This is a genomic window from Fibrella aquatilis (genome assembly GCF_017353255.1).
GTDB classification, from domain to species: Bacteria; Bacteroidota; Bacteroidia; order Cytophagales; family Spirosomataceae; genus Fibrella; species Fibrella aquatilis.
On the sequence record NZ_JAFMYU010000027.1, the window covers coordinates 47,215 to 73,078 of the forward strand.

Annotated in this window: 21 protein-coding genes; 5 read left to right on the top strand and 16 right to left on the bottom strand. The window is 55.7% G+C overall.

From position 1 onward, the window contains the following. Positions 1 to 40: 40 nt before the first annotated feature. Positions 41 to 1,114, bottom strand: a complete 1,074-nt coding sequence (locus J2I48_RS24310) for a Gfo/Idh/MocA family protein (RefSeq protein WP_207338113.1) — start codon at positions 1,112 to 1,114, stop codon at positions 41 to 43. A gap of 126 nt (positions 1,115 to 1,240) precedes the next feature. Between J2I48_RS24310 and J2I48_RS24315 the strand changes: the two genes are divergently transcribed. Further along, positions 1,241 to 2,326: an ATP-grasp domain-containing protein gene (locus J2I48_RS24315; RefSeq protein ID WP_207338114.1), complete on the top strand. Its 1,086-nt coding sequence runs from the start codon at positions 1,241 to 1,243 to the stop codon at positions 2,324 to 2,326. A gap of 227 nt (positions 2,327 to 2,553) precedes the next feature. Here J2I48_RS24315 and J2I48_RS24320 read toward each other — a convergent pair whose 3' ends face one another. The 11 genes from J2I48_RS24320 to J2I48_RS24370 form a co-directional block, all read right to left on the bottom strand. Then, positions 2,554 to 3,270, bottom strand: coding sequence for a Bax inhibitor-1/YccA family protein (locus tag J2I48_RS24320; RefSeq protein ID WP_207338115.1), 717 nt, complete (start codon positions 3,268 to 3,270; stop codon positions 2,554 to 2,556). A 113-nt stretch (positions 3,271 to 3,383) separates the two neighbouring features. Next, positions 3,384 to 4,949, bottom strand: a complete 1,566-nt coding sequence (locus J2I48_RS24325; protein WP_207338116.1) for a DUF1501 domain-containing protein — start codon at positions 4,947 to 4,949, stop codon at positions 3,384 to 3,386. Between the two features lie 91 nt (positions 4,950 to 5,040). Further along, positions 5,041 to 6,591: a DUF1800 domain-containing protein gene (locus J2I48_RS24330; protein WP_207338117.1), complete on the bottom strand. Its 1,551-nt coding sequence runs from the start codon at positions 6,589 to 6,591 to the stop codon at positions 5,041 to 5,043. Between the two features lie 185 nt (positions 6,592 to 6,776). Beyond that, positions 6,777 to 7,019 carry a TraR/DksA family transcriptional regulator gene (locus tag J2I48_RS24335; protein ID WP_207338118.1) on the bottom strand — a complete coding sequence of 81 codons (243 nt, stop codon included), beginning with the start codon at positions 7,017 to 7,019 and terminating at the stop codon, positions 6,777 to 6,779. Between the two features lie 67 nt (positions 7,020 to 7,086). Continuing rightward, positions 7,087 to 8,490 (bottom strand): glycoside hydrolase family 27 protein, encoded by a 1,404-nt coding sequence (locus J2I48_RS24340; RefSeq protein ID WP_207338119.1) that lies wholly within the window; start codon positions 8,488 to 8,490, stop codon positions 7,087 to 7,089. A gap of 78 nt (positions 8,491 to 8,568) precedes the next feature. Continuing rightward, on the bottom strand, positions 8,569 to 9,897 hold the full coding sequence (locus J2I48_RS24345; protein WP_207338120.1) for a sugar porter family MFS transporter: 1,329 nt from the start codon (positions 9,895 to 9,897) through the stop codon (positions 8,569 to 8,571). A 32-nt stretch (positions 9,898 to 9,929) separates the two neighbouring features. Next, entirely contained in the window at positions 9,930 to 10,643 is a 714-nt protein-coding gene (locus J2I48_RS24350) for a pseudouridine synthase (protein WP_207338121.1), read from the bottom strand. After that, the gene (locus J2I48_RS24355; RefSeq protein WP_207338122.1) at positions 10,640 to 11,218 is read right to left on the bottom strand and encodes a DinB family protein; all 579 of its coding nucleotides are present in this window, start codon (positions 11,216 to 11,218) and stop codon (positions 10,640 to 10,642) included. The genes J2I48_RS24350 and J2I48_RS24355 overlap by 4 nt, the downstream gene beginning before the upstream one ends. A 108-nt stretch (positions 11,219 to 11,326) precedes the next feature. Further along, complete coding sequence (locus J2I48_RS24360; protein WP_207338123.1) at positions 11,327 to 14,188, bottom strand: outer membrane beta-barrel family protein; 2,862 nt, start codon at positions 14,186 to 14,188, stop codon at positions 11,327 to 11,329. 7 nt (positions 14,189 to 14,195) lie between these two features. Next, positions 14,196 to 15,089, bottom strand: coding sequence for a GLPGLI family protein (locus J2I48_RS24365; protein ID WP_207338124.1), 894 nt, complete (start codon positions 15,087 to 15,089; stop codon positions 14,196 to 14,198). Between the two features lie 62 nt (positions 15,090 to 15,151). Next, positions 15,152 to 16,537, bottom strand: a complete 1,386-nt coding sequence (locus J2I48_RS24370; RefSeq protein WP_207338125.1) for a cellulase family glycosylhydrolase — start codon at positions 16,535 to 16,537, stop codon at positions 15,152 to 15,154. A gap of 94 nt (positions 16,538 to 16,631) precedes the next feature. Here J2I48_RS24370 and J2I48_RS24375 point away from each other — a divergent pair, with 94 nt between their 5' ends. Together J2I48_RS24375 and J2I48_RS24380 are read left to right on the top strand one after the other, a co-directional pair. Then, entirely contained in the window at positions 16,632 to 17,384 is a 753-nt protein-coding gene (locus J2I48_RS24375) for an ABC transporter substrate-binding protein (RefSeq protein WP_207338126.1), read from the top strand. A gap of 108 nt (positions 17,385 to 17,492) precedes the next feature. Further along, positions 17,493 to 18,545: a hypothetical protein gene (locus tag J2I48_RS24380; RefSeq protein ID WP_207338127.1), complete on the top strand. Its 1,053-nt coding sequence runs from the start codon at positions 17,493 to 17,495 to the stop codon at positions 18,543 to 18,545. 122 nt (positions 18,546 to 18,667) lie between these two features. On the opposite strand, the gene J2I48_RS24385 is transcribed toward J2I48_RS24380, so the two are convergent. Next, entirely contained in the window at positions 18,668 to 19,540 is an 873-nt protein-coding gene (locus tag J2I48_RS24385; RefSeq protein WP_207338128.1) for a lysophospholipid acyltransferase family protein, read from the bottom strand. 104 nt (positions 19,541 to 19,644) lie between these two features. On the opposite strand from J2I48_RS24385, the gene J2I48_RS24390 reads away from it, so the two are divergent. Continuing rightward, the gene (locus J2I48_RS24390) at positions 19,645 to 20,439 is read left to right on the top strand and encodes a M90 family metallopeptidase (protein ID WP_207338129.1); all 795 of its coding nucleotides are present in this window, start codon (positions 19,645 to 19,647) and stop codon (positions 20,437 to 20,439) included. 98 nt (positions 20,440 to 20,537) lie between these two features. Here J2I48_RS24390 and J2I48_RS24395 read toward each other — a convergent pair whose 3' ends face one another. Further along, positions 20,538 to 21,902 (bottom strand): L-serine ammonia-lyase, encoded by a 1,365-nt coding sequence (locus J2I48_RS24395; protein ID WP_207338130.1) that lies wholly within the window; start codon positions 21,900 to 21,902, stop codon positions 20,538 to 20,540. 50 nt (positions 21,903 to 21,952) lie between these two features. On the opposite strand from J2I48_RS24395, the gene J2I48_RS24400 reads away from it, so the two are divergent. Beyond that, positions 21,953 to 23,014 carry a glycoside hydrolase family 113 gene (locus J2I48_RS24400; RefSeq protein WP_207338131.1) on the top strand — a complete coding sequence of 354 codons (1,062 nt, stop codon included), beginning with the start codon at positions 21,953 to 21,955 and terminating at the stop codon, positions 23,012 to 23,014. A gap of 227 nt (positions 23,015 to 23,241) precedes the next feature. Here J2I48_RS24400 and J2I48_RS24405 read toward each other — a convergent pair whose 3' ends face one another. Both J2I48_RS24405 and J2I48_RS24410 read right to left on the bottom strand, forming a co-directional pair. Continuing rightward, entirely contained in the window at positions 23,242 to 24,048 is an 807-nt protein-coding gene (locus tag J2I48_RS24405; RefSeq protein ID WP_207338132.1) for an RpnC/YadD family protein, read from the bottom strand. Between the two features lie 325 nt (positions 24,049 to 24,373). Beyond that, on the bottom strand, positions 24,374 to 25,540 hold the full coding sequence (locus J2I48_RS24410; protein ID WP_207338133.1) for a GumC domain-containing protein: 1,167 nt from the start codon (positions 25,538 to 25,540) through the stop codon (positions 24,374 to 24,376). Positions 25,541 to 25,864 lie beyond the last annotated feature (324 nt).

A 25,864-nucleotide genomic window follows, 5' to 3' on the forward strand; every position in this document is an offset into this window, starting at 1 on the left:
GGCAGTTACACAGCACATAATGCCGTTTACTCTCTCTATGCTACAGCCGCACGACTTCGCCGGTGCGTACGCTTTCGTCGCAGGCGAAGGCGATGCGGAGGCTGTTAACGGCGTCGGCAAGGTGGTCGGTGAGGTCGAGGTTTTCGGTGATGGCCTGGAGGAAATAGCGTTGCTCGCGGTTGCAAAGCTCCTGGTGATCCGGCTCGTCGGTCATGTCGATCCAGGTATCGGGCTGGGTAAACTCGTCGGTATCAGACAGTTGGGCGTGGTGTACGCGCAGTGATTCGGTCTTGGTATGGGCGTCCACATTGTCGGAGTTGCCGCCCGCCCCGGCGTTTTTCGCCACGATAGAGACGCAGCCTTTGGGGCCAATTACGTCTTTCACGAAGAAGGCCGTTTCGCTCACCATGGGTCCCCAGGCAGCTTCGTACCAGCCCACCGAGCCGTCGTCAAACCGCATCTGAAGCTGCCCGTAGTTGTAATTGTCGGCGGGGATCTCGTCGGTTAGCCGGGCACCGATGGCGCTTACCCAAACGGGCTTCGAGCGGGTCATCTGGCACATCACGTCGATGTAATGCACGCCACAGTCGACAATCGGGCTGAGTGATTTCATCAGGTTGCGGTGCACAGTCCACATGTAGCCGTGGCTTTGCTGGTTCAGGTTCATGCGCATCACCAGGGGCTTGCCCAGATGCTGCGCTTCGCTGATAAACCGCATCCAGGAGGGGTGAACCCGCAAAATATAGCCCACGACCACTTTTTTGCCCGCCTGCTGCGCCGCCGACACTACGCGCTCCGACCCCGCCACGGTGTCGGCCAAGGGTTTTTCGATGAACACGTGGCACCCGGCTTCGAGGGCCATGATGGCAAAGGCCTCGTGGGTATCGGGGTAGGTCGAGATGCAAACGGCGTCAGGCCGGGTGTCGGCAAGGGCGGTGGCGTAGTCGTCGAAAAGGGGGTAGGCGCCGCCGAGTTTTTGGTTCAGCACGACTTTGCTTTCGCCGGTGGAGACGAGGCCGACGATCTGGAAACCGTCGAGGGTATGGTAGGCGGTGGCGTGGGAAGCGCCCATGTTGCCGCAACCAACAACCAGCACGCGTAGGGGAGAGGGCATAGGGGGAATGAAAGATGAAGACACAACACCACAAAACTACACATTCACGGTATCGGATGAGGGCCGGTGACTGGTTTATAGGGCTGGTTTGTGGTGGGGTGCGTTACTTTACTACATCGCTCCAATATGACCCTCCGACAGCATCTCTTTCGCCTGACCCACTGGGAAACCTGGGATTACCGCATTAAACTCGTACCGCTGCTGCCCATCTGGTTCTGGCACTGCCTGCGGAGCCGGTCGCCCTGGTTTTTCACCCCGTCGAATCCCACGCTCACGTTCGGTGGCTTCGAGGGCGAAGGCAAGCGCGAGATGTACGAGCAACTCCCGCCCGATCTGTATCCAAAAAGCTTGTATATCAGCCCCAGTGACGATTTCGACGGGATATCGCTACTCGTAACAAGCACATTTGGCCAGTATCCGGTGGCGGTGAAACCCAACGTCGGCATGATGGGGCTACTGTTTCGCATTATCCAGTCACCCCATGAGTTGCGGCTGTATCATGAGCAGGTGGGGGTGGATTACATCGTGCAGGAACTGATTACGTACCCCATTGAAGTCAGCGTGTTTTACTACCGGATGCCGGGCGCGGAGCGGGGCACGATCACAGGCTTCGTACGCAAAGATGAACTGGCCGTGGTGGGTAATGGCCGCGCTACGCTCTGGACCCTGATGCAGGCCTACGCCCCCGTGCGCTATCGCCTGCCCGAAATGCAGGCGAAACACGCCAACCGCCTTAATATAGTGTTGCCTGCTGGAGAGGTATACTCTCTAAGCCACGCCCTGAACCAGACCCGTGGCGGGCAGTTGGTGAGCCTGGCCCACGAAAAAGACGACCAACTGCTAGCCCTTTTCGACCGCCTGAGCCATTACACAGGGGCGTTTTACTTTGGCCGGTACGACATCAAAACCACGTCGGTAGCCGATCTGAAAGCGGGGCACAACTTCTCGATTCTGGAGTTTAACGGGGCCGGGGCCGCCCCGCATCATGTTTACGGGAATGGGCATTCGCTCTGGCAAGCCTATGACATCGTACTGCACCACTGGGCGATGCTGGCCCGTATTTCGCGCGAAAACCACCGGCGCGGCGTGCCGTACTGGGGATTTCGGCGGGGCTGGAAGCAATTGAAAGACGCGCAAATTCACCTGCAACACCTCAAGGGCATGGACCTGACGCTGCTCGTAGAACCGGATGTGGTTGGAGTAGGGGTGTGATGAGAGTGGGGTGGCGGGTTGGCTACGCGCTCTAGGCCCCTCGACTGCGCTCGGGGTGACAGGCAAGTAGAGTCAAGTCTGCTAAGCTAAGTTGACTCTACTTGCCTGTCACCCCGAGCGCAGTCGAGGGGCCTAGAGCGCGTAGCTTACAGAAAACAGCAAACATAAAAAAAAGCCGTCCGGGGCAAATCCCGAACGGCCTTTTTTGTAAAAATTAGCACTCACTTCTACCGGCGGTTGCCGAAGAAACGGAGCAGGTAGAGGAACATATTGACAAAGTCGAGGTAAAGGCGGAGGGCACCCATAATGGCTCCCTTGCGCTCTTCCTGTGGGGTTAGTCCCAGAGTAATCATGGCCTTAATGCGCTGAGTGTCGTAGGCCGTTAAGCCCGTGAAAATCAGCACACCCACGAAACTCGTAATCCAGTAGACCGTTTCGCTGTGCAGGAAAATATTCACCACCGACGCGATAATCAGGCCGATGAGACCCATAAACAGCAGGTTGCCCCAACTACTTAGGTCCGTTTTGGTGAAGTACCCGTAGGCACTCATGGCCCCAAACGTACCCGCCGTAATGAAGAACGTCGATGCAATAGACGAGCCGGTGTACAGCAGGAATATAACGGCCATGGTGAGGCCGTTGAGGGCCGCGTAGGCAATAAACAGAGCCGTGGCTGCCGTTGGCGTCAGTTTATTGATAGCCGCCGACAAGCCCATCACCATCAGCACTTCGCCGATGAGTAACCCGTAGAAAACCAGCCGGTTACTGAAAATCATGGTCAGCAACGTTTCTGACGAAGCCGTGTAAATCGAGACTACCGCCGTAATCAGCAGGGCTATGCTCATCCAGCCATATACCTGCGACATAAAGGCGGCCTGCTCGCGCTGAATGTCTTCGGGCGTGAGGTACCTGTTTTGAACAAAAGATTGATTCTGATTCTCCATGCGACTGTCTGATCGAACTGTTTGTAACGTAAAGCTAGTAAACGTACTGATTTAACCAAGTGGCTTACTAGTAGAACAAAATTCGGGGCCGTATAGTGTTTTCAAGCCTCAAATTAGCGCACCACCAGCAGCCGTTCGGTGAGGCGTTTCGATCCCGATTCTACGGCCACCATATAGGTGCCCGCGGCCAGCGTCTGCACGTTCATGCCCATCGCGTGGTCGGTGAGGCGGCTGACGGGTACCCCCACAGCACGTCCGCTGGGGTCGAAGAGCGCCACCCGATCAATCCCCGCCGAATGGACGTCGGTTTCGAGCAACACCTGATCCGATGCCGGATTGGGATACAGCCGGAACGCCACGGGCGTGGGTTCGGTGGCAGTTATGGGCTGCTGGAAAATAGGGGCCACGTCGAAACTGCGTTGCAGCACCGCCGTCATCTCCGGTTTTCCCTCGCCCAGCCAGTCGGTCAGGAGGGCGGCGTATACCTGCCTGAAATCGGTCTGCATCCTGATGTTGTTATTGTCGAGGTCAGAGAGGTTCGGGTTCTTGCCGATCGTGCTGTTTTTTACCCCTTTGCCAAACACAAACAAGGGGGCCGCCACGCCGTGGTCAGTGCCGCGGCTGGCGTTGGAAACGGCCCGCCGACCAAATTCGGAGAAGGTCATGCCCGCCACCCGGTCGTCGATACCCTGCATCTTGAGGTCGTTCTGGAACGCTCTGATGGCGTCAGATAGCGTGCGCATTAGGTTGGCGTGGGTACCCACGGTGGTGTCGGTGGCCGTTACCTGCTCGGCGTGGGTATCAAACCCGCCAATGTTCACATAATAGACCCGCGTTTGCAGACCACCATGAATCAGCCGCGACACAATTTTGAGCTGATCGGCCAGGCCGTTGGTGGTGGGGTAGGTGGCCAGATTTTTACCCTTCGCCGCTGCCGCCTTGATCTGCGCCGCATAGGCCACCGACGATAGTTGTTGCTGCCGGATGTAGGTTACGTGTCTCCCCGCGGGCGTATTCGTTACAGTGCCTCCGTCAATCTGGGGTTTGTCGCCCACTAGCTGCGCAAACGTGTCAGGGTTGGGAATGGCCACGGCCATTGGCCCGGCGGGCCCGGCAAAGGCCGTAGAGGTGATGTAGCCGATCTGAATAGCCAGCGGGTCGGGGGTGTCTTTGGTGGGATAACCCGTGGGGTAGCCCGGCCATTCCTGGTTCAGGTACCGGCCCGTCCAGCCCGTGGTGAGCGTTTGGTTGCTGTCGGCCCCGGTAAACCAGATGTCGCTGGCGCGGAAGTGCGAAAAATTGGGCGTAGGGTACGATACACTATGGACAATGGACAGCATGCCCTCGTTATATAGGCTTTGCAGGCCCGTCATGGCGGGGTGCAGACCAGTAGCCAGATTGCCGCTCAACTTCAGCACTTTGGCTTCGGGCAGGGCAATGTTGCTCCGCAGCGTGTTATACTGGCTCATCTGGTCGAGCGGAATGACCATGTTGAGGCCATCGTTGCCGCCGTTGAGCTGGATCATCACCAGCACCCGGTCGGTGGCCGTGGCCAGGTTGGTCAGCGTTTCCATGAACGCCGACGTAGGCGAACCAAACGCCTTCGCCCCAAACCCGTCGATGAAAACGGGCAACAACATCGAGGCCGAAGCATGCTGAAGAAAGTGTCGACGATTCATAAAGAGCGAAAGTGTGAATGAGTGAAAGAGCGAAACGAGAGCAAGAATGACAGGCGACTATCACTCTTTCACTCTTCGGCTCTTTCACTCTTTAGCACAGTTGATACTCCGCCATGCGGAACATGAATTGGAGGGTGGTGTTGAGTTTGGTGCGCACGGCCATCAGCTTGTTTTTGTCGGTGGGGGCGGCGGCGTAGGTATTCCATTCGGCGGTCCATTCGTAGCGGGGCAGGCCCGACACCAGGACGTTATCGACCAGAAAATCGCGTTGTGATTTGGTGAGGTCTATGGCGAAAAACTGCGCCGTCCATTCATCAATCAGCTTTACGGGGTCGCTGGGGTCGGAGGTGCGCTGGGCCAGCACCACGGGGTCGAGCATGAGTTTGTCGGCTCCGTATTTCACGTTGCCCGCCGCTACCTGATCAGTGTAAAGGCCGCGCAGGGCTAGTGTCGTGCTGTTGATCCAGAGTTCGTAAAAACCCGTGTCGTAGTAGGGCCGCCAGCCAAACACCGTGGGCTGGTCCATGATGTCCTGTTGCAGGTCGCGGCTCTTCGACCAGATATAGGCCGTTAGCTGGGTAAAACCCGTGGGATTGGCCACCGGGTCGGGGGCGGTGATGCTGAAGTAGCGGAGTGTACCCAGGGTCAGTTCCAGCGGCGATTTCACCACGGCTCCCCGCAGAGCATCGTCGTAGAAGTGCTGGCTGGTGAGCATGGCCGTGAGTACAGTACGCATCTCGTAGCCCCCATCGCGGAAGACCTTGGCCAGGGGTTCAATGAAGTTCTGCTCTACGTCGGGCGTGAGTTCGGCGTTGATAAACCAGCGGTAAAGTTTGCGCACCAGAAAGCGGGCTGTTTCGGGTTGCCGGAGAATCATATCCACCAGGTCGCCCAGCTCATCATCGCCCGCTGTGGCTCCCGTGCGGCCCTTAATGACCGTTTTTTGGTACGAATCCGAAAAAACTTTGTCGGTTGTATCGTGCTGAGCCGCTTTGAACGTGGTCGTAATGTCGGCGGTGGTAGCGCTGCGGTAGCCCGTTTCGGTCCAGCCAGTCAGCACGCGGGCGGCGGCTTTTACATCGTCTTCGGTGTAGTTGCCCCGGCCAATGGTAAACAACTCCTGCAACTCACGGCCGTAGTTTTCGTTGGGCTTACCGGCCACATTCTGGTTACCGTTGAGGTAGCGCAGCATGGCCGGGTCTTTGGTCATGTCGATCACAAACGACCGGAAACTGCCTAGCGCGTGGCGGCGCAACACGGTGTTCTGCCGGTAGATGTAGCGGGCATCAGACACCTCATTGAAGGTAGAGACGAAATGGTTTTGCCAGAAGAGCGTCATCTTTTCCCGCAGCGACGTGCCCTCGTTGAGCATCAGACCCACCCACCAGTATTTGGTGGCCGACTGCCAGTTACCCTGTTGGTTGGCATCAAACGCCAGCGTATTAAAGGGCTTGCCGGTATTGGGGTCAACGGGTGGGGTGGGGGTGGGCGTAGTGGCCAGCAACAGTTGCAGCGCCGCCTGCGGAGTCATTCCCGTAAACTGCTGAATCTGAGCGGGCGACGGGCCAAAGGTGGCCCGGCGAAGCAGATGGGCTGCCTGTTGCAGCGTCAGGGGTTTCTTAACAGGGTCGAGTAGAGCCATAAGCAAAGCGTCTGCTATTTGGATTCCCCTAAGTTCTACATTCGTAAGCAATTTTACCGATTAAACTTTTTTAACCGGAAAGAAGGGAATTAGGATTTACGAGGTACGAATTACGATTTAGGCTGACGCCAGAGTATGCTGGCGTCAGCCTAAATCGTAATTCGTACCTCGTAAATCCTAATTCCCTACGTTCGCTTTTCGCGTTTCATATAGGTCGATGCACCGGTGCCACGCTGGTCGCCCATTTTGTGAAGCAGGCGGGCATCTTCCTGCGACATCAGTTGCAGGGCCGAATATTCCGTTTTGCCGGTGATCATGGGAAAGCCCGCCACGCGCTGGGCCGACGAGCAACGCACACAGGTACGGGTGCTGGGCACTGCCTTCAAACGACCTTCAGGGATCTCATTGCCACACTTATTGCAGTACATAACGTTGGTTGAGTTGGTTATCTATAGAACAGATCAACGCCCGGAATGGTGCCTGCTTTAGTGTGTTCTACGCGCCCGTAACTCGCAGAAAGACAACGTCATGCGGGGGAATTTGTACCGAATACTCTTTCTTAAAAAGACCCCGGTAAGCCTTCTGCCAGATGTCGCGGACGTTGGCTTTTTTGCCCGCGCCCAACTGCCCGAAATCCACGGTCATGGGGGCGGGTTGGTCGCCCAGGTTGAACAGGGCCACGTAGCGCGAACGGCCATCGGCGGCATCGGAGGTCCACACCACCAAATCGCCGTTGCGGCTTACCTGACGGCTGTTGGTGGCCGATTGGTTGGCAGCCAGGGCTTCTTCATTGGTGAGCAGGTTGTTGACAAATACGCTGTTGTCGGGCAGGTTGCCGCCCATCATCAGCGGTGAGCGGGCCATGCACCAGAGCGTTAGGTGGGTGCGTTGTTCGGCCTCGGTAAAGCGCGACAGGCGGGGCTTGCCCACGGGACCGCGCTTGGCAATTTTGCCCAGTTGCAGCATGTCAGCGTCGGGCCAGTGGCCGGGTTCGCCAATGGTGGCCCACTCGGCGCAGTAGTCGAACTGTTTTTTTAGCTGCGGCCATTCGTCCCAGAAGTCGTTGGAAATACGGAACAGGTTAGCGTATTGACGGAGGTGTTCGCTGTTGCTGAACGGCTGGTAGGGCGATACGCTAAACACAAACGGCCGCCGCGTGTTGGTAATAGCCGACCGGATGGCCTCGACCTCGGCTTTATAATACGTAAACGTGACCCGCTCCGGCCCGGTTTTGTCTACGGCTACCCGTTCCAGGCCCAGGTCATCGACCTTGATGTAGTCTACGCCCCACTGGGCATACAGGTCCAGCAGCGAATTGTAATATTCCTGGGCACCGGGCTTTTTCATGTCTACGCCATACATGTGGTTGAGCCAGGGGCAGGTAGACGTGGTGTCGGCAATCTGGTCGGCGGTGATGCCGTTGGCCCCTAGAATGGGCGATTTGGCCCAGACGGCCTGTTTCGGAATGCCCCGCATGACGTGGATGCCAAACTTTAGCCCCAGCCCATGTACATAATCAGCCAGGGGTTTGAAGCCCGCGCCCCGGTGCGCCGACGGAAATTTGCGCTCGTCGGGCAAGAGCCGTCCGTGGTCGTCCATGTTCAGCCAAGGCACATGCGCGCCGTCTTCCAGCCGGAACTGCTTGGGGTTGCTCTGGGTGCTGGCGGGCGGATGGGCATATGACCAGCAAAAATCAACGACCACAAACTGCCACCCCCGGGGCCGCAGGTATTCGGCCATGTAGGCTGCGTTCTCTTTCACCTCTGCCTCTGTCACCGTAGCCCCATACGCATTGTAGCTGTTCCAGCCCATCGGCGGCGACATAGCCACCGGAGCCTGCGCCCATACAGCGTTGTTGAGCGTGAGGGCTAGGACGAAGAGTAGATAGAGGCGTTTCATGGGAAGGGCCTAGCGCGCGAAGCCACTGCGCAACAGATAACAGTAAACTCCAAACAGTAAACTCCTTGAATGCGGCAATTAGTGTGCCAGCACCGTCGTGTCCATGTTTTCGAGGGAGGTGCCTTTTGTTTCGGGCATGAGCCGCCAGACGAAAAGGCCTTGCAGGACCATCATGGCGCAGAAAAAGGCGAAAAGCGTGGCCGGGCCGAAGCGTTCGGTCAGGATGGGGAAGGTGGCAGCTACCAGGGCGGCCATGATCCAATGGGTGAAACTGCCCAGCGCCTGCCCACTCGCGCGGACTTCGTTGGGAAATATTTCGGAGATAAACACCCAGATAACGGCCCCCTGCGAGAAGGCGAAAAAGGCGATGTAGATAAACAACAGCAGGGGCACGGTGATGCCGCCGAAGTCCTGCACGTAGAACGCCCGCGCCACCAACCCCAGCGTGAGCACCAGCCCCGCCGACCCCACCAGCATGAGCACCCGCCGCCCAAACCGGTCGATGAAGTTGAGCGCCAGAATGGTAAACAGGAAGTTAATCAACCCAATCCCCGCCGACGACAGCAAGGCCGATGACTTGCCCAGCCCGGCCATTTCGAAGATGCGGGGGGCGTAATAGATGATGGCGTTGATGCCCGATACCTGGTTGAACACGGCGAACAGCACCGCCAGCGTCACCGGAAACCGGTAGGCCGCGCTGAACAGGGCCGCTTTTGGTTTGGCGGCAGTTTGGCGACCGCCCTCGCTAATAGCAGCCAGGATAGCGTCGGCAGTGGTGGGGTCGATGAGGCGGAGCGTCTGGAGAGCACCGTGTTGGTCGCCGCGGTTGAGTACCAGCCAGCGGGGACTTTCGGGAATGCGCAGCACCGCCAGCATAAACAGCAGCGAGGGGGCCGCCTGTACACCCAGCATCCACCGCCACGAGTTTTCGCCAATGCCCTGCAACAGGTAATTCGACAGGTAGGCGATCAGGATACCGGCCACCACGTTGATCTGGAACATGGCCACCATGCGCCCCCGCGACGCCGCCGGCGAGACCTCGGTAATATACAGCGGTGCCGCTACCGACGACGCCCCCACGCCCAGCCCGCCCAGGAATCGGAAGGCCAGAAACAGCCACCAGTCGTGCGCCAGGGCTGAGCCAATAGCCGACACGAGGTAACAAACGGCAATGCCGAACAGGGTGGCCCGTCGCCCCAGCCTATCGGCCGGAATACCGCCGAGCATGGAACCAATGACGGTGCCGATGAGGGCAATGGAGACCGTGAAGCCATGTTCGGAGGCACTCAGGTGCCAGAGTTGCTGAATGGCGCGTTCGGCCCCGGAGATCACGGCCGTGTCGAAGCCAAACAGGAAGCCGCCCAGCGCGACCACAAACGACCAGTAGAGTACGTTACGATTTGTCATAGGAAGGGTTTAGTAAAGCCTCAAAGATAGCGCTACATACCCCCAAACAACACCCCTAACATTCGCGTAAACTCGCGCTGCAACGGGGCTTCGATGATAATAGATTCGCCGGAAAACGGGTGCTGAAACGACAGCTCCCGCGCGTGGAGCAGCATGGTGTTCATGCCGAACTGGCTCAGAAACAGCTTGTTCTGCTTGTTGCAGCCGTGGGGGCGGTCGCCGATGATGGGGTGGAAAACGTGGGCCATGTGCTTGCGCAACTGATGCATCCGCCCCGTGGTGGGAGTCAGCTCCACCAGCGAGTAGCGTGAGGTGTCGTGCTTACCAAACGGCAAAGGAATCTCGGCCCGACGTAACGTTTTTAAGCCGGTGAAGGCCTCTTGTATGACTCCGTCTTCATCGCGCCGGAGGGGGTAGTCAATGTCGAGAGTGTCGGGGGTGTAGCCACGCACAATAGCCCAATATGTTTTGTGCATCTGTCCGTCGGCAAACTGCTGTTGCAGGGCCGCGTTCATGATTTCATTGAGGGCAAAAAGCAGCACCCCGCCCGTTTTCCGGTCGAGGCGATGGGCCGGAAATACCCGCTGCCCCAACTGATCGCGCAGCAACTGCACAGCAAACTCATGGGCATCGGCGGCTATCGGCGACCGGTGTACCAAAAGCCCATGCGGTTTGTTAATAGCCACTATCTCAGGTGATTGATACAGAATCTCCAGCGGCTGAGCAGGCGAGGGCACATCCGTCATTGCAGAAAACCGGGCGCGGCTTTGATCTCGTCGATCTGTTTGCGGTGGCGTTCGCAGTGGCCCGCAAAGAGGAGTAGGGTCTGGTAACCGTCGAGGGTGCCAAAGACCATGTGAGTGAAATAATGCGTCCGCCAGTTGCCCGGTGCCGATTTTACGTAGTCTATGATGGTGTTCCGCTGTGCATCAAATGCGGCCAACGCGGCCGTCGTGTTGCCAAAACGCCCCGTTGGCACGAAAGGATCAGGGGCGGGTACACCAGTTTTGCGGCTGCGGAGGGCCTTGGTCAAATACAGATCCGACACCTGAATCTCGGCCCGTTTGGCCGGGTTCTCTTCCTTCTGCATGGTATGCTGTAGCCGACCAAAAATGCCGCCTTCTACCAGCACAATATGCTCCACACACTCAGCCACCGACCACCGCGCCGGGTCGGGCCTAGCCGTTAGTTGTGCTTCTGAAAGGCCCCTTACCGCATCGTGGAGGGCTGTTTTTGTGCTTTCCAGTTGCTCAATGGCATAGGCAATCTCGGCCTCAGACGCAGGGCCGGTAATGGTGGCGGGGTGTTGTTCTTGCAGCATGTGATCTGATTTACGACTTACGATGTACGAATTACGATTTTTGCTTCCGCAAGTGAAGACAGGCGTCAGCAAAAATCGTAATTCGTACATCGTAATTCGTCAATCAGTTTACATTTTCATCGCGGCGAAATAACGTATTGAATAGTTGAAGGACAGCATGAAGTAGCGGCGTAGCACCAGGCTTTGCACATCTTCAACGTAGCTCTCGTTGGTGGTGCGGGTTACGCTCCGGTTTTGGTTCAGCAGATCGAAGGCCGTGAGGCGCAATTCGCCCTGTTTTTGCTTGAAGAGGTACTGCCCAAGGCTGGCGTTGAGCAACACATATTGCTGATTATACCCCACCGCCCGGCCCGAATTGGCGATGTAGTAGGCATCGGTCTGGACAAATAGCCGACTGCCAAACCGGTGGAAGGCGCGGAGGTTAGCCGTGTTGGTGAAAAAGCGCGTATTCTGCTGAGGCTGAACCGAATACGTAGCCACCTGGTAGGTAACGTTGCCTGATAAATTGAGGTCCGTTTTGTCGTTGATGTTCGTATTCAGGCTCAGGCCCTGCCCCACGCTCAGGTTCAGGGCCGTGTTGGCGCGGTCGTTCAGAAAACTCATGCTCTGACTACCCAGCAGGTTGGTGTTCCAACTCACATTGACCGTTTGTGCCCCCCACTTGGCGGGCTTGCTAACGTTCATAAACCCAAACAGCGCGTAGTAGCCGTTGGCGTTGATGGGCCGTACCTGCTGCGCCCCCGACGGCGAGATGGTCGTCGCGTTCACGATGCGGTTTTGGGTCTGCGTGAAATTTAGCGAGGCCACAAAACTGTGAAACGTGGTCTGGTCGTAGGTGCGGTAGTTGAGGTTTACCACGTGGCTTAGCTCAGGCCGCAGGTCGGGGTTGCCCACCCGGATAAAGAGCGGATTCGAGTTGTCGACAATGGGCTGCAACTGCGTCACCGATGGGGCGTTTACGCGGGTGCGGTAGTCGAAGGTGAAGTTGCGGTTACGGCCCAGGTTGTACTGGAAACGGGCGCTGGGCAGTACGTTAAAGAAAGATCGGTCGAGTGTAATATCCTGCGACAGGTTGTTGGACTGGAGCGTGGCGTTTTGGGCGTCAACGCCAATGGTATACTGGTATTTTACCCGCCGAAACTGGTAGGAGATTCCCCCGCGCTGCGTGGTAAACACGTTGGCGTACTTGTTTGTCAACTGCCTGTTAACCAGGTCATAAGTCCTGGTGCTTTCGTTGAAATCATAGACCTGCCGGTCCGATTTATTGTTGGAATGGGACATCGTATACCGAAACTCGATGGACTTGGCCAGCGACAGCGGCTCGGTGTAGGAGAGGGTCAGGTTGTTGGCTAACGCGTTGGTGGTCTGCGTGTTCTGCTGGTCAATCCGCGACGCAAACAGGCTCGACTGTCCCCCCACCGACCGCAGAAACTGGTTCTGCGACTGGTTGATACCGTTGCTGTTCTGGTCGTTGATGGTGGTGATCAGATTAGCCGAAAACGTACGCCCCCGCCGTTTGAATTTGTGCATCCACAGCAGCGTGTTCGTGCCCGAAACCCCCTGCGCGTTGTTAGTATAGTTGCTGTTGCTGGTGTTGAGCAAGTTACCCTGCCCGTCTACGGTGCGGGCCGTGGCGAGGCTGCTGGTCTGGTTGTTCGTGAAACTCAGGTTGGGAATAAGCCGGATCGAGTTGGCCGAATCGAGGCGGTAGTTCAATTGCAGGTTAAACCGGTGGGCGCCGTTTCCCAAACTATTGCCGCTTTGTTTGTCCGTGAAATTGGTTTGTGCCGCTGCCGTAGCACTGCTGGGCAGCGACGTCTCGCGGCGGCTGGTCTGCTCGTTCTGGGTGTTGGTCTGGTTGAAAAAGTAGCTGGTGCTGATGTCGGTTTTGGTGCCCAGTGCGTCGGAAAAATTCAGCCCGCCCGCCAGCGCCCGCGTGATGCCCGTGGGCGACAAGCCATTGGCTCCACCCGCGTTGCCGCCGCCACCATTGCCACCGCCCCCTTGTCCGCCACCTCCTCCGATCTGCACGTTACCGCCACCGCCCTGCCCACCACCCTGGCCTCCGCCGCCCCCAGTGGGGCCATTGCCAAGGCCATCGCCGGTGAAATTCTGCTGATTGATGTTGTTCAACTGCCCCACGCCGCTTAGCTGTTGCCCATTGTTAAACCGGTTTACGCTGAGCCGACCCTGATACCGGGCGGCACCGGCCTCGTCGGCACCGTACCCCGCCGACTGTTGGCCAAACACCCCCCGCCGCCGGTCGCGCTTGGTCACGAGATTCACCGTCCGGTCGCGTTCGCCATCGTCCACGCCCGAAAACTGTGATTGCTCCGACTGCCGGTCGAACACCTGCACCCGCTCGATCATGTCGGCGGGGAGGTTGCGGGTGGCCATTTTGGGGTCATTGCCGAAAAAGGGTTTGCCGTCTACCAGCACCCGCCGCACGTCTTGTCCCTGCGCTTTCAGGTTGCCGTCGCGGTCGACTTCCATACCCGGCAATTTCTTCAGCAGATCTTCCACCTGCGCGTTGGGCTGCGTCTTGAACGACCCGGCGTTGAACTCCAGCGTATCGCCTTTTACGCTCACGGGCGGGCGCTCCTGCACCACCACCACTTCGTTGAGCGTCTGCGTTTGCGGGATGACCCTAATAGTATCCAAGCTAACCGTGGGTTGCGCGGCGGTCAGGTTCAGCAGCACCGACTTGGGCCGGTAACCCACGTAGGTAATCAGCAGCCGGTAGCGCCCCAGGGCCAGATTCTGAATGGTGAAGTCGCCATCGCCACCCGTAGTTTGCACCTGCACAAACGATGAATCGCGCGCCAGCAGCACCGACACGTTAGCCTCCAGCAGGGGTTTTTTTGTGACCGAATCGACCACAAAACCGCTTGCCTGGCCCGATTTGGCCGTTTTTGTCTGAGCCAGCGACAACAGTGGGAGCATACACAGCCCCAGCAGGATAACGCGCATGGCTGGGTTAGTTTCTGATCGGGAAGTCGCGCGATTGTTGTTGCCGCATGGTGGCCATCGCTTTCTGCCGAATAGTCCGCAGTTCGTCGGCCGACACGGTTTTGGCATCGGCGCGGGGTTTCAGCGCGACTTCGTTCACTGCGCCTGCGTCTATTTTAGTGGCCCGGTACATGAGGTCGTCGCTTTCAACAAACAGCACCACGCCCTTGTCGGGAGTGAGGTCGGCAGCGGGCGAATAGGTAAAGGGCAGGTCGGTGGTGAACCAGACGGTGCAGGGCTGCTCTTTAATGGTGCAGGTGGCCCGCTGGCAGGTATAGCCCAGAATGGTCTTGGTTTTGCCCGTCACTTTCCAGTCGGCGGGGCGGGTGGCGGCCACTTCGGTCTGGTAATATTCTTTCTTCGTCGAATCGACGTTGAGTGTGGTTAGCTGGTAGCTTTTGCCCGTGGCCAGGTCAGTGTGGGTGGCCTGTTCAATAGGCATCCTGAACCGGCCCGTGCGTTGCTGCATGGCCCGCATCTGTTCGGGCGTACGTTCGCCCCCGCCGTTGCGGTCGCCCCCGTTATCGCCCCCCGGTCTGTCGCCGCCGCCACCGGGAAAACCGCCGCCCGGCCCCCCGCGAAACATGCGTATGCCGCCGCGCCCGCCGTTATCGGCTTTGGCCCACTGCCCACCAAATTCCACTTTTTCCACGCCTTCGGTTGTTTCGGGCACCTCGAACTTACGGCCATCGGGCAGGGTACCACCGGGCCTGATTTCCTGCCCGTTGATGTTGATGCGGATGTTCGACGGGTCGATCCGGCGCATGGTTTCGTAGGTAATCGTGCCCGACGTGGGGGCTGTTTGGGCGTTGGCCAGCGTACCTGCCAGGAGGCAGGCCGAGAGCAGGAGGTGCTGTTTCATGGTATAAAGAATTACGGCGTTGGCCAGCGTTGCATGGCGACGAAAAAAAGCCTCAACCTAGCCTACTGCTTCAATAAGCGGGCGGTACCCAACTCTTTACCGCTTTGGTCAAAGGCCGTAAGCAAATAAATACCCGCGCCGAGCGTGTGGAGAGTGATGGCCTCTGAACCGTCGGTGGTTTGCAGCACCGTGCGCCCCGCCGAATCGACCAGCCGAACGCTATGGGCGGGCTGGTTGCCTGCCTCTACCCGTATCTGGTCACGGCTGGGGTTGGGAAACACCCGGAACGACTGCCCGGTGGCGGGATCGGTGCTGAGTACCTGAATTTCGCCGGTGGCGTAGGTGCGCAGGGCCTCCAGCATACAGGGCATAATTTGGGTACTGTTGCTGCCAAACATGCTGAACCCGCCGTCCCATTCCCACCAGGCCGACGGGATTTGCAACTTACTGAGGGCGTAGTAGATGGCCTCGGCGTGCTGGCAACGGCTTGTTGGGGTGGCATTGAGGTTGTACGAGCCAAATTCGCCCAGAAAAATAGGCACGTTTTTCGCCACCGACCATGCTTTTGCTGCGCTCAGGCTTTTGTAAATGGCGTCGTAGGTGGCCTCGTTGGCGTAGTTGTTAATGGCACTCTCTACCCAGGTGCCTTTGGCTGAGGCGGGCACGTTGATGGTAACGCCTTTGGTGGCCGGAAACGGAATACCCTTCAGGTCGGGAATGCCCTGCCCGGCCCAAGTAGCGCCCTGGTGGGTGAAGATAAACGGGTCGTAAAAGTGAAAGGTATAGATGATGTTGGGGTCGGCGAAGGGTTCTGACTGGAGCATAGCGTCGCGGCCGTTCCAATCGTGAAAACCCACCACCAGCGTGTGATTGGGCGCAATGGCCCGCACCGTCTGGATGAGCACGTCGGCCTGTTTGCGCCAGGTGGCGGCGGTCATGCCGTTGGGTTCGTTGCGGAGTTCAAAGAGGACTTTTTCGGGGTCGGTAGTTTTGTAGCGTTCGGCAATTTGCTGCCAGAGCCAGTTTACCCGCGCCGTAGTGTCGGCCCCGGCAATACTCCGGTCAAACTCAACATGGTGCAGGTCAATCAATACGTTCAGGTTATTGGCCAATGCCCATTTCACCAGCGAATCGGGGGCGTAAAGCTGGTCGGGCGTATCCCACTTGTAGGGTGGTTGCACACTGGCCCAAGCTCCGAAACAGACCGGAATACGTACGGTTTTGAAGCCCGCTTTGGCCAGGTCGGCTAGGCGTTGTTTGCGAATGGCCACGTCGGCGGGCTTGGCAAAATCGCTGAAATGACGGGCTTTGGAGCCGTTCCAATAATTATCCAGATAAGATAAATTCATACCCAGCCCCAGCTTAGCGGCCCGTTTTTGTGCCGTATTTTGACCAAAAAGAGGTAGCTGGAGCGAAATAAAGAGGATAAGGAAGGAGAAGCGAATCATAATGTAAAGTAGTTGGTAAGGGTAGTTATATTAAGGACATAAGTTGTTCTCGTCGTTAATCTACGCCCATTGTTGCCTGCCTACCTTTGTCTTCATGAATCCGCTTCGCATCGTTTCCATTGTGCCGTCGCAGACCGAACTGCTGTTCCATCTGGGCGTCGGTCCGGCGGTGGTAGGGCGCACCAAATTTTGCATCTATCCAGCCGACGAGGTGGCCAGCGTACCCGTGGTGGGCGGAACAAAAAATGTTGATAGTCAGCGCGTTGCAGCCCTGAAGCCTACCCTGATTCTGGCTAACCGCGAAGAAAATACCCGCGTCAACGTAGAAGCCCTGCAAGCCATTGCCCCTGTTCACGTTACCGACGTAACCACCCTGCCCGATGCCCTCGCCATGATTCGCGATGTGGGTAGGCTGGTGGGTAAATCGACTGAGGCTGAAACACTTGCTCAGCAGATAACCGTTTCCATGGCTGCTCTGCCCGCCCCGCCCGAACGCCCTCGTGTGGCGTACCTGATCTGGCGCAAACCCTGGATGGTGGCCGCCGCCGACACCTTTATCGACGCCATGCTGACCGCGGCTGGCTTCACCAACGCCTTTGCCAACCAGATGCGTTACCCCGTCATTACCGAAACTGACTGGCAGGCCGCGCAACCGGACTTGATCTTCTTGTCGTCGGAGCCGTACCCGTTCAAGGCGAAACATATAGCCGAGTTGCAACAGCTATGCCCGCAGGCGAAAATCCGGCTCGTCGATGGTGAGCTGTTTAGCTGGTATGGCAGCCGGTTGTTGCGGTCGGCCACTTATTTTTCCGCGCTTCGTCAGGAAACCATCCCGCCACTTTTTTAGCCTTTGTGAGCCGTTTAGCCCTGTTAGGCGGTCGACTAAAAAAAGTAGTGGCCATTTTAACGCATGCCCTGCGCTGAATTACCCGCCTGTGTTCGTAATTTTCGCCTTATGATGAAACTGCCTCTATCTATTTTGTTGCTGTCGGCGCTTTGGGCCGGACAGGGTTGCCAATCGAAAGCAGCCAAAGAAACCACCGCCAACGACAGTACTGCCACTATCACCACGTCGGCATCGGCCACCCCCGAGACCGACGCACCCGCCAGTACCAGCACCGCACTGCCCGACTCCATAGCTGCGGGGAAAGCACTGTCGCCCATTGATTCATTAGGGTTGATCGGACCAAAAATTACGGGAGCTATTTTGCCAGGTAAGCGTATTCTGGCCTTCTATGGCAACCCACACTCAAAGAAAATGGGTGTTCTGGGCGAGTACCCTAAAGATGATATGCTCCGCAAGCTCGACCAGCAGGCCATTCCCTGGATTGAACAGGATTCGGCCAAAACGCCAATCCAAAAAGCCCTGCACTTGGTGGCAATCTCGGCGCAAGGTGCGCCCGGCAAGAATGGTCATTACAGCATGCGCATGTCTGACAAAACGATTCGGAAAGTGATCCGCTGGGCTGCCGAACACAATGCTATCTGTTTCCTCGATATTCAGGTGGGGCTGGCTCCGCTTGGTCCCGAAATGGAATTTCTGAAACCATACATCGAATTACCTTACGTTCACCTGGGCATTGACCCCGAATTTTCGATGAAAACTGGTGCCCGGCCCGGCTCGAAAATAGGTACGTATGATGCCGCCGACGTTAACTCGGCGGTGCAGTTTCTGAGCCGTATTGTGAAGGATAAAAAATTGCCACCCAAGATTTTGGTAGTACACCGGTTTACCCGCCGCATGGTAACCAACTACAAAAACATCAAGCTCGACCCCAACGTGCAGATCGTGATGCACATGGATGGCTGGGGACCGCCTTCGCTCAAGCGTGACACCTACCACGACTACATTCAGACGGAACCTGTGCAGTATACCGGCTTTAAACTGTTCTATAAAAACGACCTCAAAAAAGTCGACAAGAATTCAAGCTGGAAGGTACCCCACCTGATGGAGCCTAAAGAAGTGCTTTCCCTCACCCCGAAACCACTTTATATTCAGTACCAGTAATGATTTCGGATTGGGGATTGCGGATTTTGGATTGTTGCTGACGCCAGAGCAAACCCATGCGTCAGCAACAATCCGCAATCCCCAATCCGAAATCAAAGTATCCCCAATCCAAAATCCCTTCATCATTCTAGTTTTCCCCACAACTTCGCATACTCCTGCCGGTGGTGTTTCCAGCGTTTGTGCGACCAGAGCCAGTTGGCGGGGTCGTGACGGATGGTGGCGGTGAGGCGGTCGCGGTAGCGGTCAATAAGCTCGCCTTCGGGCACATCGATGTAAGGTGGCTCGGCCAGCACCGAAAATGTAGCGGTGTAGTGGCCCCGCTTCACCCGCAGCATATCTACGTAGAGCACCGGAACCTTCAGGCTACGGGCCAGCCGCTCGATACCCGTGTAGAAGGGCGTGTCGCGGTGCAAAAAGTCTGTCCAGTAGGCCGCTTCGGGCTGGTTGGGCATCTGATCGGCCACAAGAGCAATGAGCCGGGGCACCTGCCGCCGCAGGACCAGTTCGCGGGGAAGCCGCTGCATGGGAATCATGTATGGCCCGAAACTCGACCGGATATGCCGCATCAGTCGTTCAGAAAATGGGCTGTTCAACGGTTTATACACACTGTCGACGGTTAGTCCGTACACGCCCGCGGCCGGTGGCAACCATTCCCAATTACACTGATGGGGGGCCACCACAATGGCTGTTTGGCCACTTGCCAGCAGGTCTAAAGCTACTTCCGGATTGGTGTACACCACCCGGCGGCGCATCTCGTGGGCCGATAGTCCGGGTAGCTTCACAATCTCCACAATCACGTCGCTGATGTTCCGGTAATACGCTTTGGCAACGCGCCACCTTGCCGATTCCGTTAGTTCAGGAAACGACTGCCGGAGGTTGTCGAGAATGACCGCCCGACGGTAGCGGATCACATGCGTCAGTATAACATAAAGCAAGTCGGCCACCCGGTAGAGGATAAAAAAGGGCAGGGCGGCCAATAGGCGAAAAGCAATCATACGGCAAAGATAAGCCGACCGGGCGGGGCATTAGCGTGTGCCACCCCAACAAGCCAGCGGGTCAACTTTGCTAACCTTCTTCCACCCGTTTCGTTTTAAGGCGTATGGGCTATGTCATTGGAATACTGCTTGGCTTGCTGGCTACGGGCCTGCTCGTGTTTTTCTTCCTGAAAAAACGCCGGAAAGTGCTCGTTGAGCCGGCGGCACCACTGCCCCCCACCATGGTGGAACTGCTGGCCGAAAACGTGCCGTACTATGCCTCGCTGCCCGAAGAGAAGCAGCCGATTTTTGCCGAGCGCGTCAATCAGTTTCTGGCCAATGTGACGATTGAGGGTGTCGAAACGGAGGTATCAGAAATAGATAAAGTGCTGGTAGCCAGCAGCGCGGTCATTCCCGTATTTGCGTTCGACGACTGGCAATACCCCAACCTGACCAACGTGGTGCTCTACGACAGCACCTTCAACGAAAAGACGTTCGAAACGGAAGGAACCGACCGCCGCACGATGGGGCTGGTGGGCACAGGCGGCGCGTTACAGAGTAGCATGGCCCTCTCTAAATCGGCATTGCTGAATGGGTTTCTGAACAAGACGAGCAAGGAAAATACCGGCATCCATGAGTTTGTCCACCTGCTCGACAAAGTCGATGGTGAGATCGACGGGGCACCGGAAATGATGATTCCTAAAGAGCACCTGCAACCGTGGCTGCGACTCATGCACGAAACCATGCAGCAGATGGAAACGGGCCGCACCGACATAAACCCCTACGGCCTCACCAACGAAGCCGAATTCTTCGCCGTTGTCTCCGAATATTTCTTCAAACGCCCCGACCTGCTCAAACAAAAGCACCCGGAACTGTTCGAGCAACTCGAACTGATTTTCAAGCAAAACCCGGTCAGATAGTGGTGAGTGGTAAACGCTAAGTGGTGAGTTTGCTTCCGCCAGCGTACTGCTCTTGCGGAAGCAAACTCACCACTTAGCGTTTACCACTCACCACTCCCTCAGCATTCCGTCGCGCTCAGGGCTAGCCCTGCTTCGGAGGTCTCCTTGTATTTTGTCGACATGTCGCGGCCGGTGGCTTTCATGACTTTGATGACCGCGTCGAGGGAGATTTTTTGCATACCCGGCGAACCCGACGAGGCCAGGAGGTAGGCGTTGTAAGCTTTTACGGCCCCCATCGCGTTGCGTTCGATACACGGAATCTGTACGTAGCCGCCGATGGGGTCGCAGGTCATGCCGAGGTGGTGTTCAATGCCAATTTCGGCGGCGGCTTCGATGGCCCCGATGCCGTGTCCCGCGCACTGCGTCAGGAACGCCGCGCCCATGGCCGAGGCCGTGCCTATTTCGCCCATGCAGCCCATTTCGGCTCCGGAAATGCTGGCATTGTGCTTCACTAGAAACCCAATGGCCGCCGCCGCCAGCAGGCCTTCGCGCAGGGTGGTTTTGTCGTAATGAAAATGGTTTTTGGCCAGGTACGTCAGCCCCGGTATCACGCCCGACGCGCCCGACGTGGGGGCCGTTACCACAATACCCCCCGCCGCGTTTTCTTCGGAAGCTGCTAAGCAGTAGGCGTTTAGGAAAATCAGAAAGCTATCAGCCGACTGCACCAGCGACCGTGCCTGCTGATACAAGGCCGGGGCTTTACGGCGCAGACGAATGTTGCCGGGCAGCACACCCTTATGCCTAAGGCCCCGCCGCACGGCCTTGTGCATGGCCTCGATGAGTCCATCAAGGCGGGCGTTTACTTCCTTGCGCGACAAGCCCGAAACGGCCATCTCGTTAGCCAAAAGCACCTCTGCTAAGGGCAATCCCGATGCAGTCAAGTGCGCTTTCAACTCGTTCATTGTCGAGTAGGGGTAAGGCACCGAAACGGGGTTGGCGCTGTCGTCGGGTTGGCCTTTGCGAATGATAAACCCCCCGCCGATGGAATAATATTCTTCCGACGCTATCCCGTCTGCACCATCCGTGAGGGCCAGCACCATCGTGTTGGCGTAGGGCGAATCGTAGCGGACGCGCTCGAAATGGATAGACGCCGCGTTGACTGGAAAGATCCTGTCGGCTACCTGAACGGGGTACGTTTCGGCAGGGTCGCGGAGAAGGTTGAGCAGGGCGTCGGGGTTGGTAGTTTCGGGTTGCCAGCCCAGCAGCCCGGCCACAATGGCGCGGTCGGTGCCGTGGCCTTTGCCCGTGGCACTCAGCGATCCGTAGAGATGAATGTGCAGTTGGGTGGCCGTGGCGAGCTGGTCAATGGGGAGAGCCGACATGCGCTGTACGAAGTCGTAGGCCGCTTTCATGGGGCCAATGGTGTGCGAACTCGACGGGCCGGGGCCGATTTTAAACAGGTCAAAAACAGAGGTGGTGATCATTGAGGTGCGTAACGCTGATGAAGATTGCGTAAGTTGCCCTACGCTACTGTATGAACGCAAGCTACCCAAATCCTGTGCGCCAACTCTCGTTTTCCTGCTGCCTTTTTCTAGTGGCCCTGTTGGCCAACTGCCAATCGACGGTGCCCTTTGTGTATACGGGCAAAAAAATGAAGGGTGCCAACCTCGTGGCCCCGCCCCAAAAGCCCAACGACAGTACCCTGATGGCCCTCCGCGCCGATGGGGGCACCTGGGTGGCGGTGGTGCCCTATGGCTTCTGCAAAAAAGACGATCCCCACTTCTACTGGCACGGCAACCCGCCCCCCGGCGAACGGCGCATGGGCCAATGGTGGGGCGAAACGCCTGAAGGCATCGCGGGCACGGTGGCCATGGCGCGGGCTCAGGGCCTGAAGGTGATGCTGAAACCACACGTCTGGATGATGGGCGGCTCGCACCTCGACCTGGCCTTCGACAAGGCCGCCGACTGGCAATCGTTCGAGGCCGACTACCGGGGCTACGTGCTGGGTAACGCCCGCATCGCCGACTCGCTCAAGATCGACCTGTTTTGTATCACTACCGAACTCGACAAGTTCTCGATGGCCCGCCCCGATTTCTGGAAAACCCTCATTGCCGATGTCAGGAAGGTGTATAAAGGCCAACTCACCTACGCCGCCAACTGGGACCGCTTCGCCCAAATCCCGTTCTGGAAGGAGCTTGATTACATCGGCGTCGACGCTTATTTCCCCCTCGACGATGCCAAAACCCCCTCTGAAAAAGCAATGGTGCGCGGCTGGAAAAAACCAATGGCCGAACTGGCCGAGCTAAGCGGCAAGCACCAGAAACCCATTCTCTTCACCGAGTTCGGCTACCGCGCCTGCGACCACACCGCCGAAAAACCGTGGGAATCCGAAACCGATTGCCAGCCCAACCCCACCGCCCAGGCCAACGCCTACGCCGCCCTCCACGCCGCCGTATGGCCCCAACCCTGGTTCGCCGGGGGCTTCGTCTGGAAATGGCACATGAACGAACGCCACGGACACAGGGAACGCGACATGTTCAGCCCACAAGGCAAACCGGCGGAGGAGGTGTTAAAACAAGGCTGGGCAGCGCACTGACGCTAAAAAGCAGTACGCAGATAGCTGTCTGCTTAACGTTGGAGTCATATATGTTCAGCCTTGCTGCTAACCCGCCTGTCACATGAAAGCTAGAGTGCTGAACGGCTTCTACTGTCTACTCAATACCCACGGGTGTTAGTAGCGACGAAGGAGCTTTTACGCCCTTCTGGGCGTTGGGTTTCCCAACGTGGTATACACAAGTGCTGCCTGTCGCCGGTGACGCTGCGTTACTTATTATCTATCAGATTTTGCTCAACGTTCTTAACGAACTCAGCAGATACTCCTGCGATGTCTGCGATCTGGTCAATGGTGTGGCTACCATCCTTTAACAGATACACAACAAACTTGATCTGTTCTTTTTCCTGAGCCACTAAGTAAGCTGGGTCGCGCTCAATGCTCACAAACTTGCTGATGCTGTCCATTGTCAGGTCTTTTAGATACTTTTCCAATTTACGCAACTGCGATAATACCCGCAACTGCTTGAAGTACTTCTTCAACGGAAAATCGCCTTTCGCCGTTTCATCAATCCGTTGAATGATTTGGCTTAGGGCTTTCTCGGTGCTATCGCCTTTGAAATCGCCGAGAATGCCTAAAACGACTTCTTCGGGCCGTGACGAACGTAGAAAAATTTGGTAGTCAAGGTCAGAGAACGTAATAAGCGAATAGTCAAACTGCATACTTGAACTGGTCAGACTTGCAGCCATCTGAGGCTTGGCAGGGCCTAAGAAAATGACAAACTGCTTTACGGGGAGATTATACTTACGAGTTAGCATGACGTAATACTCGGCCATGCGGTAGACCATTTCTGGTTCGTCGGCTACTTGAAACTCAATCTGCAAGACGTAGGTATCACCCTTCGTGTCCGTGATTTTCTTGAGCACGTCGGGCTTGCGCTCCTTTGTATGCTGCACATCATCAGGCAGTTCTTCGGATTCGACCGCCGTGATGTGGAGGATATTTTGCATCAAACTCGGAATGACGGCCTCAATGTTCTCCTTAAATATCTTATCGTACTGACTAACCTGTTTACCCATACGGTAAAAGTAGCTAGAACTACTCAGAGATGGGCTGGAACTCCTATATTGTCTGTCGCCCATTCAGCTTCAATAAACCTATTTCAGGACGAGATAACCCGGCGTACCAGTCAAGCTGTCATAATATGGGCGTTTGGCCTGTCGCACGGTACGTGAAATACCCATCTACGCTTAAGAATGGCCTAACGCCCCTGAGTGTTGATGGATGAAGCAAGATAACCAAAACTAACATACCTGCCTAACCTTTACACACTCAGTTCGTTGGGTATTCCAACGTCGCGCTCAGGAATGCTGCCTGTCCGACGAAACGTGGAAATGGACTTTTTTAATCATCCTGTGGATCAAATTTCTCGTTATAGTCGTCACTATAATTATCAAATGAGGAGAGCGAGCCAAAACGTCCATTCTCACGCTCAACATAAAAACCTGAAGAACCATCAAGTTGAGAGCCTAATCTATGTTTATCTTCTTTGTCGGTATCATTCTCAATATTTAGTTTTTTCGATATTTCACCTTTATATCCATTACCTGATTTAAGAAACCTTTGAAGGTTTTCTAGTCTTTGGCGAGCCTCGTCTCTTTCTAATGTTAATTGTTTTATGTAATTATTGGCAGTATTTAGATCAGCAATTAATAGGGAGTTTTTAATTGCTGAGTTCTGATTTTCTTTTTGAAACTGCTTCTGTTGTGATAATTTCTCATTCAAATCACTTACTTGATTTAGTAGCTGAACTGTGTTTTTTTCAAACCTTTTATTCAAAGAAACCTTACTCTCTTCAATCTCCTCCATTTTATTCTTCATTAGTATGTATGTTTCAAATATCTCATCAATCTCATTCACTAAAACCTCAACAGTAATTTTGCGATTAAACTCTCTAAATAAATTATCTCTTAACAAAAGCATGAATTTACGTTGAGCGTGCATCAAAGCCTTTTCATATAGATATACTTTATATTTATCTTGGTCAAAGTTACTTTCAATAATGCGTATTTCAGAGTTCGTTTTTTCATGCTTCTTTCTTAAGTGGGAACCATAGTTCTCTTTTTTCATAACACCTTGACAAAATTCACAGCAAATATATTCCTTGATTTTGAATTCAATAAATTCTTCAAAATTAATCGAAACATCGAAAAGCTGACTCTCAATTTCATCAAGAAACTTGCTTCTAATTTTAGCCCTTAAATCATCAAAATAGCTTGAAATACTTATTCCATTCGTAGCATCATACTCTAAACTTAAATTATAAAAGATACTGCCAAACATTCTTCTATTATAATTCCAATAGAAATTATCGCCGTTTGTTGGTTCAGGTAATGTATCAGTACTTAAAACCAGTTGGATATATTTTGCATGATTACCTCTTGATTTAATGAATTCTTCCTCTTTTTTAGGTAAAATAAGCCCAAAGCTTGTTTCTAATTTCCAGTTTGAATCCAAGCATGCAAAAGATTTGCTATTATTCTTGCCCCAAGAGAAGTAGTAACGTTGCATGGTAAACTGGTTTAAACTTACTCAGGTACGTTCCTGACGCTCAAGTTATGCTTGTCGCACGGTGCCGCAAAGCAAACACTGTCCTCACGAGGAGTTTGGCTTGTCGAACGCTGCTGTCGACACACTTAGGTGCGTTGCCTTGACTCCAGTTTGGCCTGTCGCACGAAGCGCGAAATGGAAGTAAAAAACGCTCGCAATGAACTATTCATCCTGTCGTACGAAGCCGCCGAGCGAGCCATACATGGCCGAGGCCCAACAAGTTAATGTACGCAACTTTGCGGAACTATATTGGCTTGATTACCAGTACAATATAGTTTCGCAGAT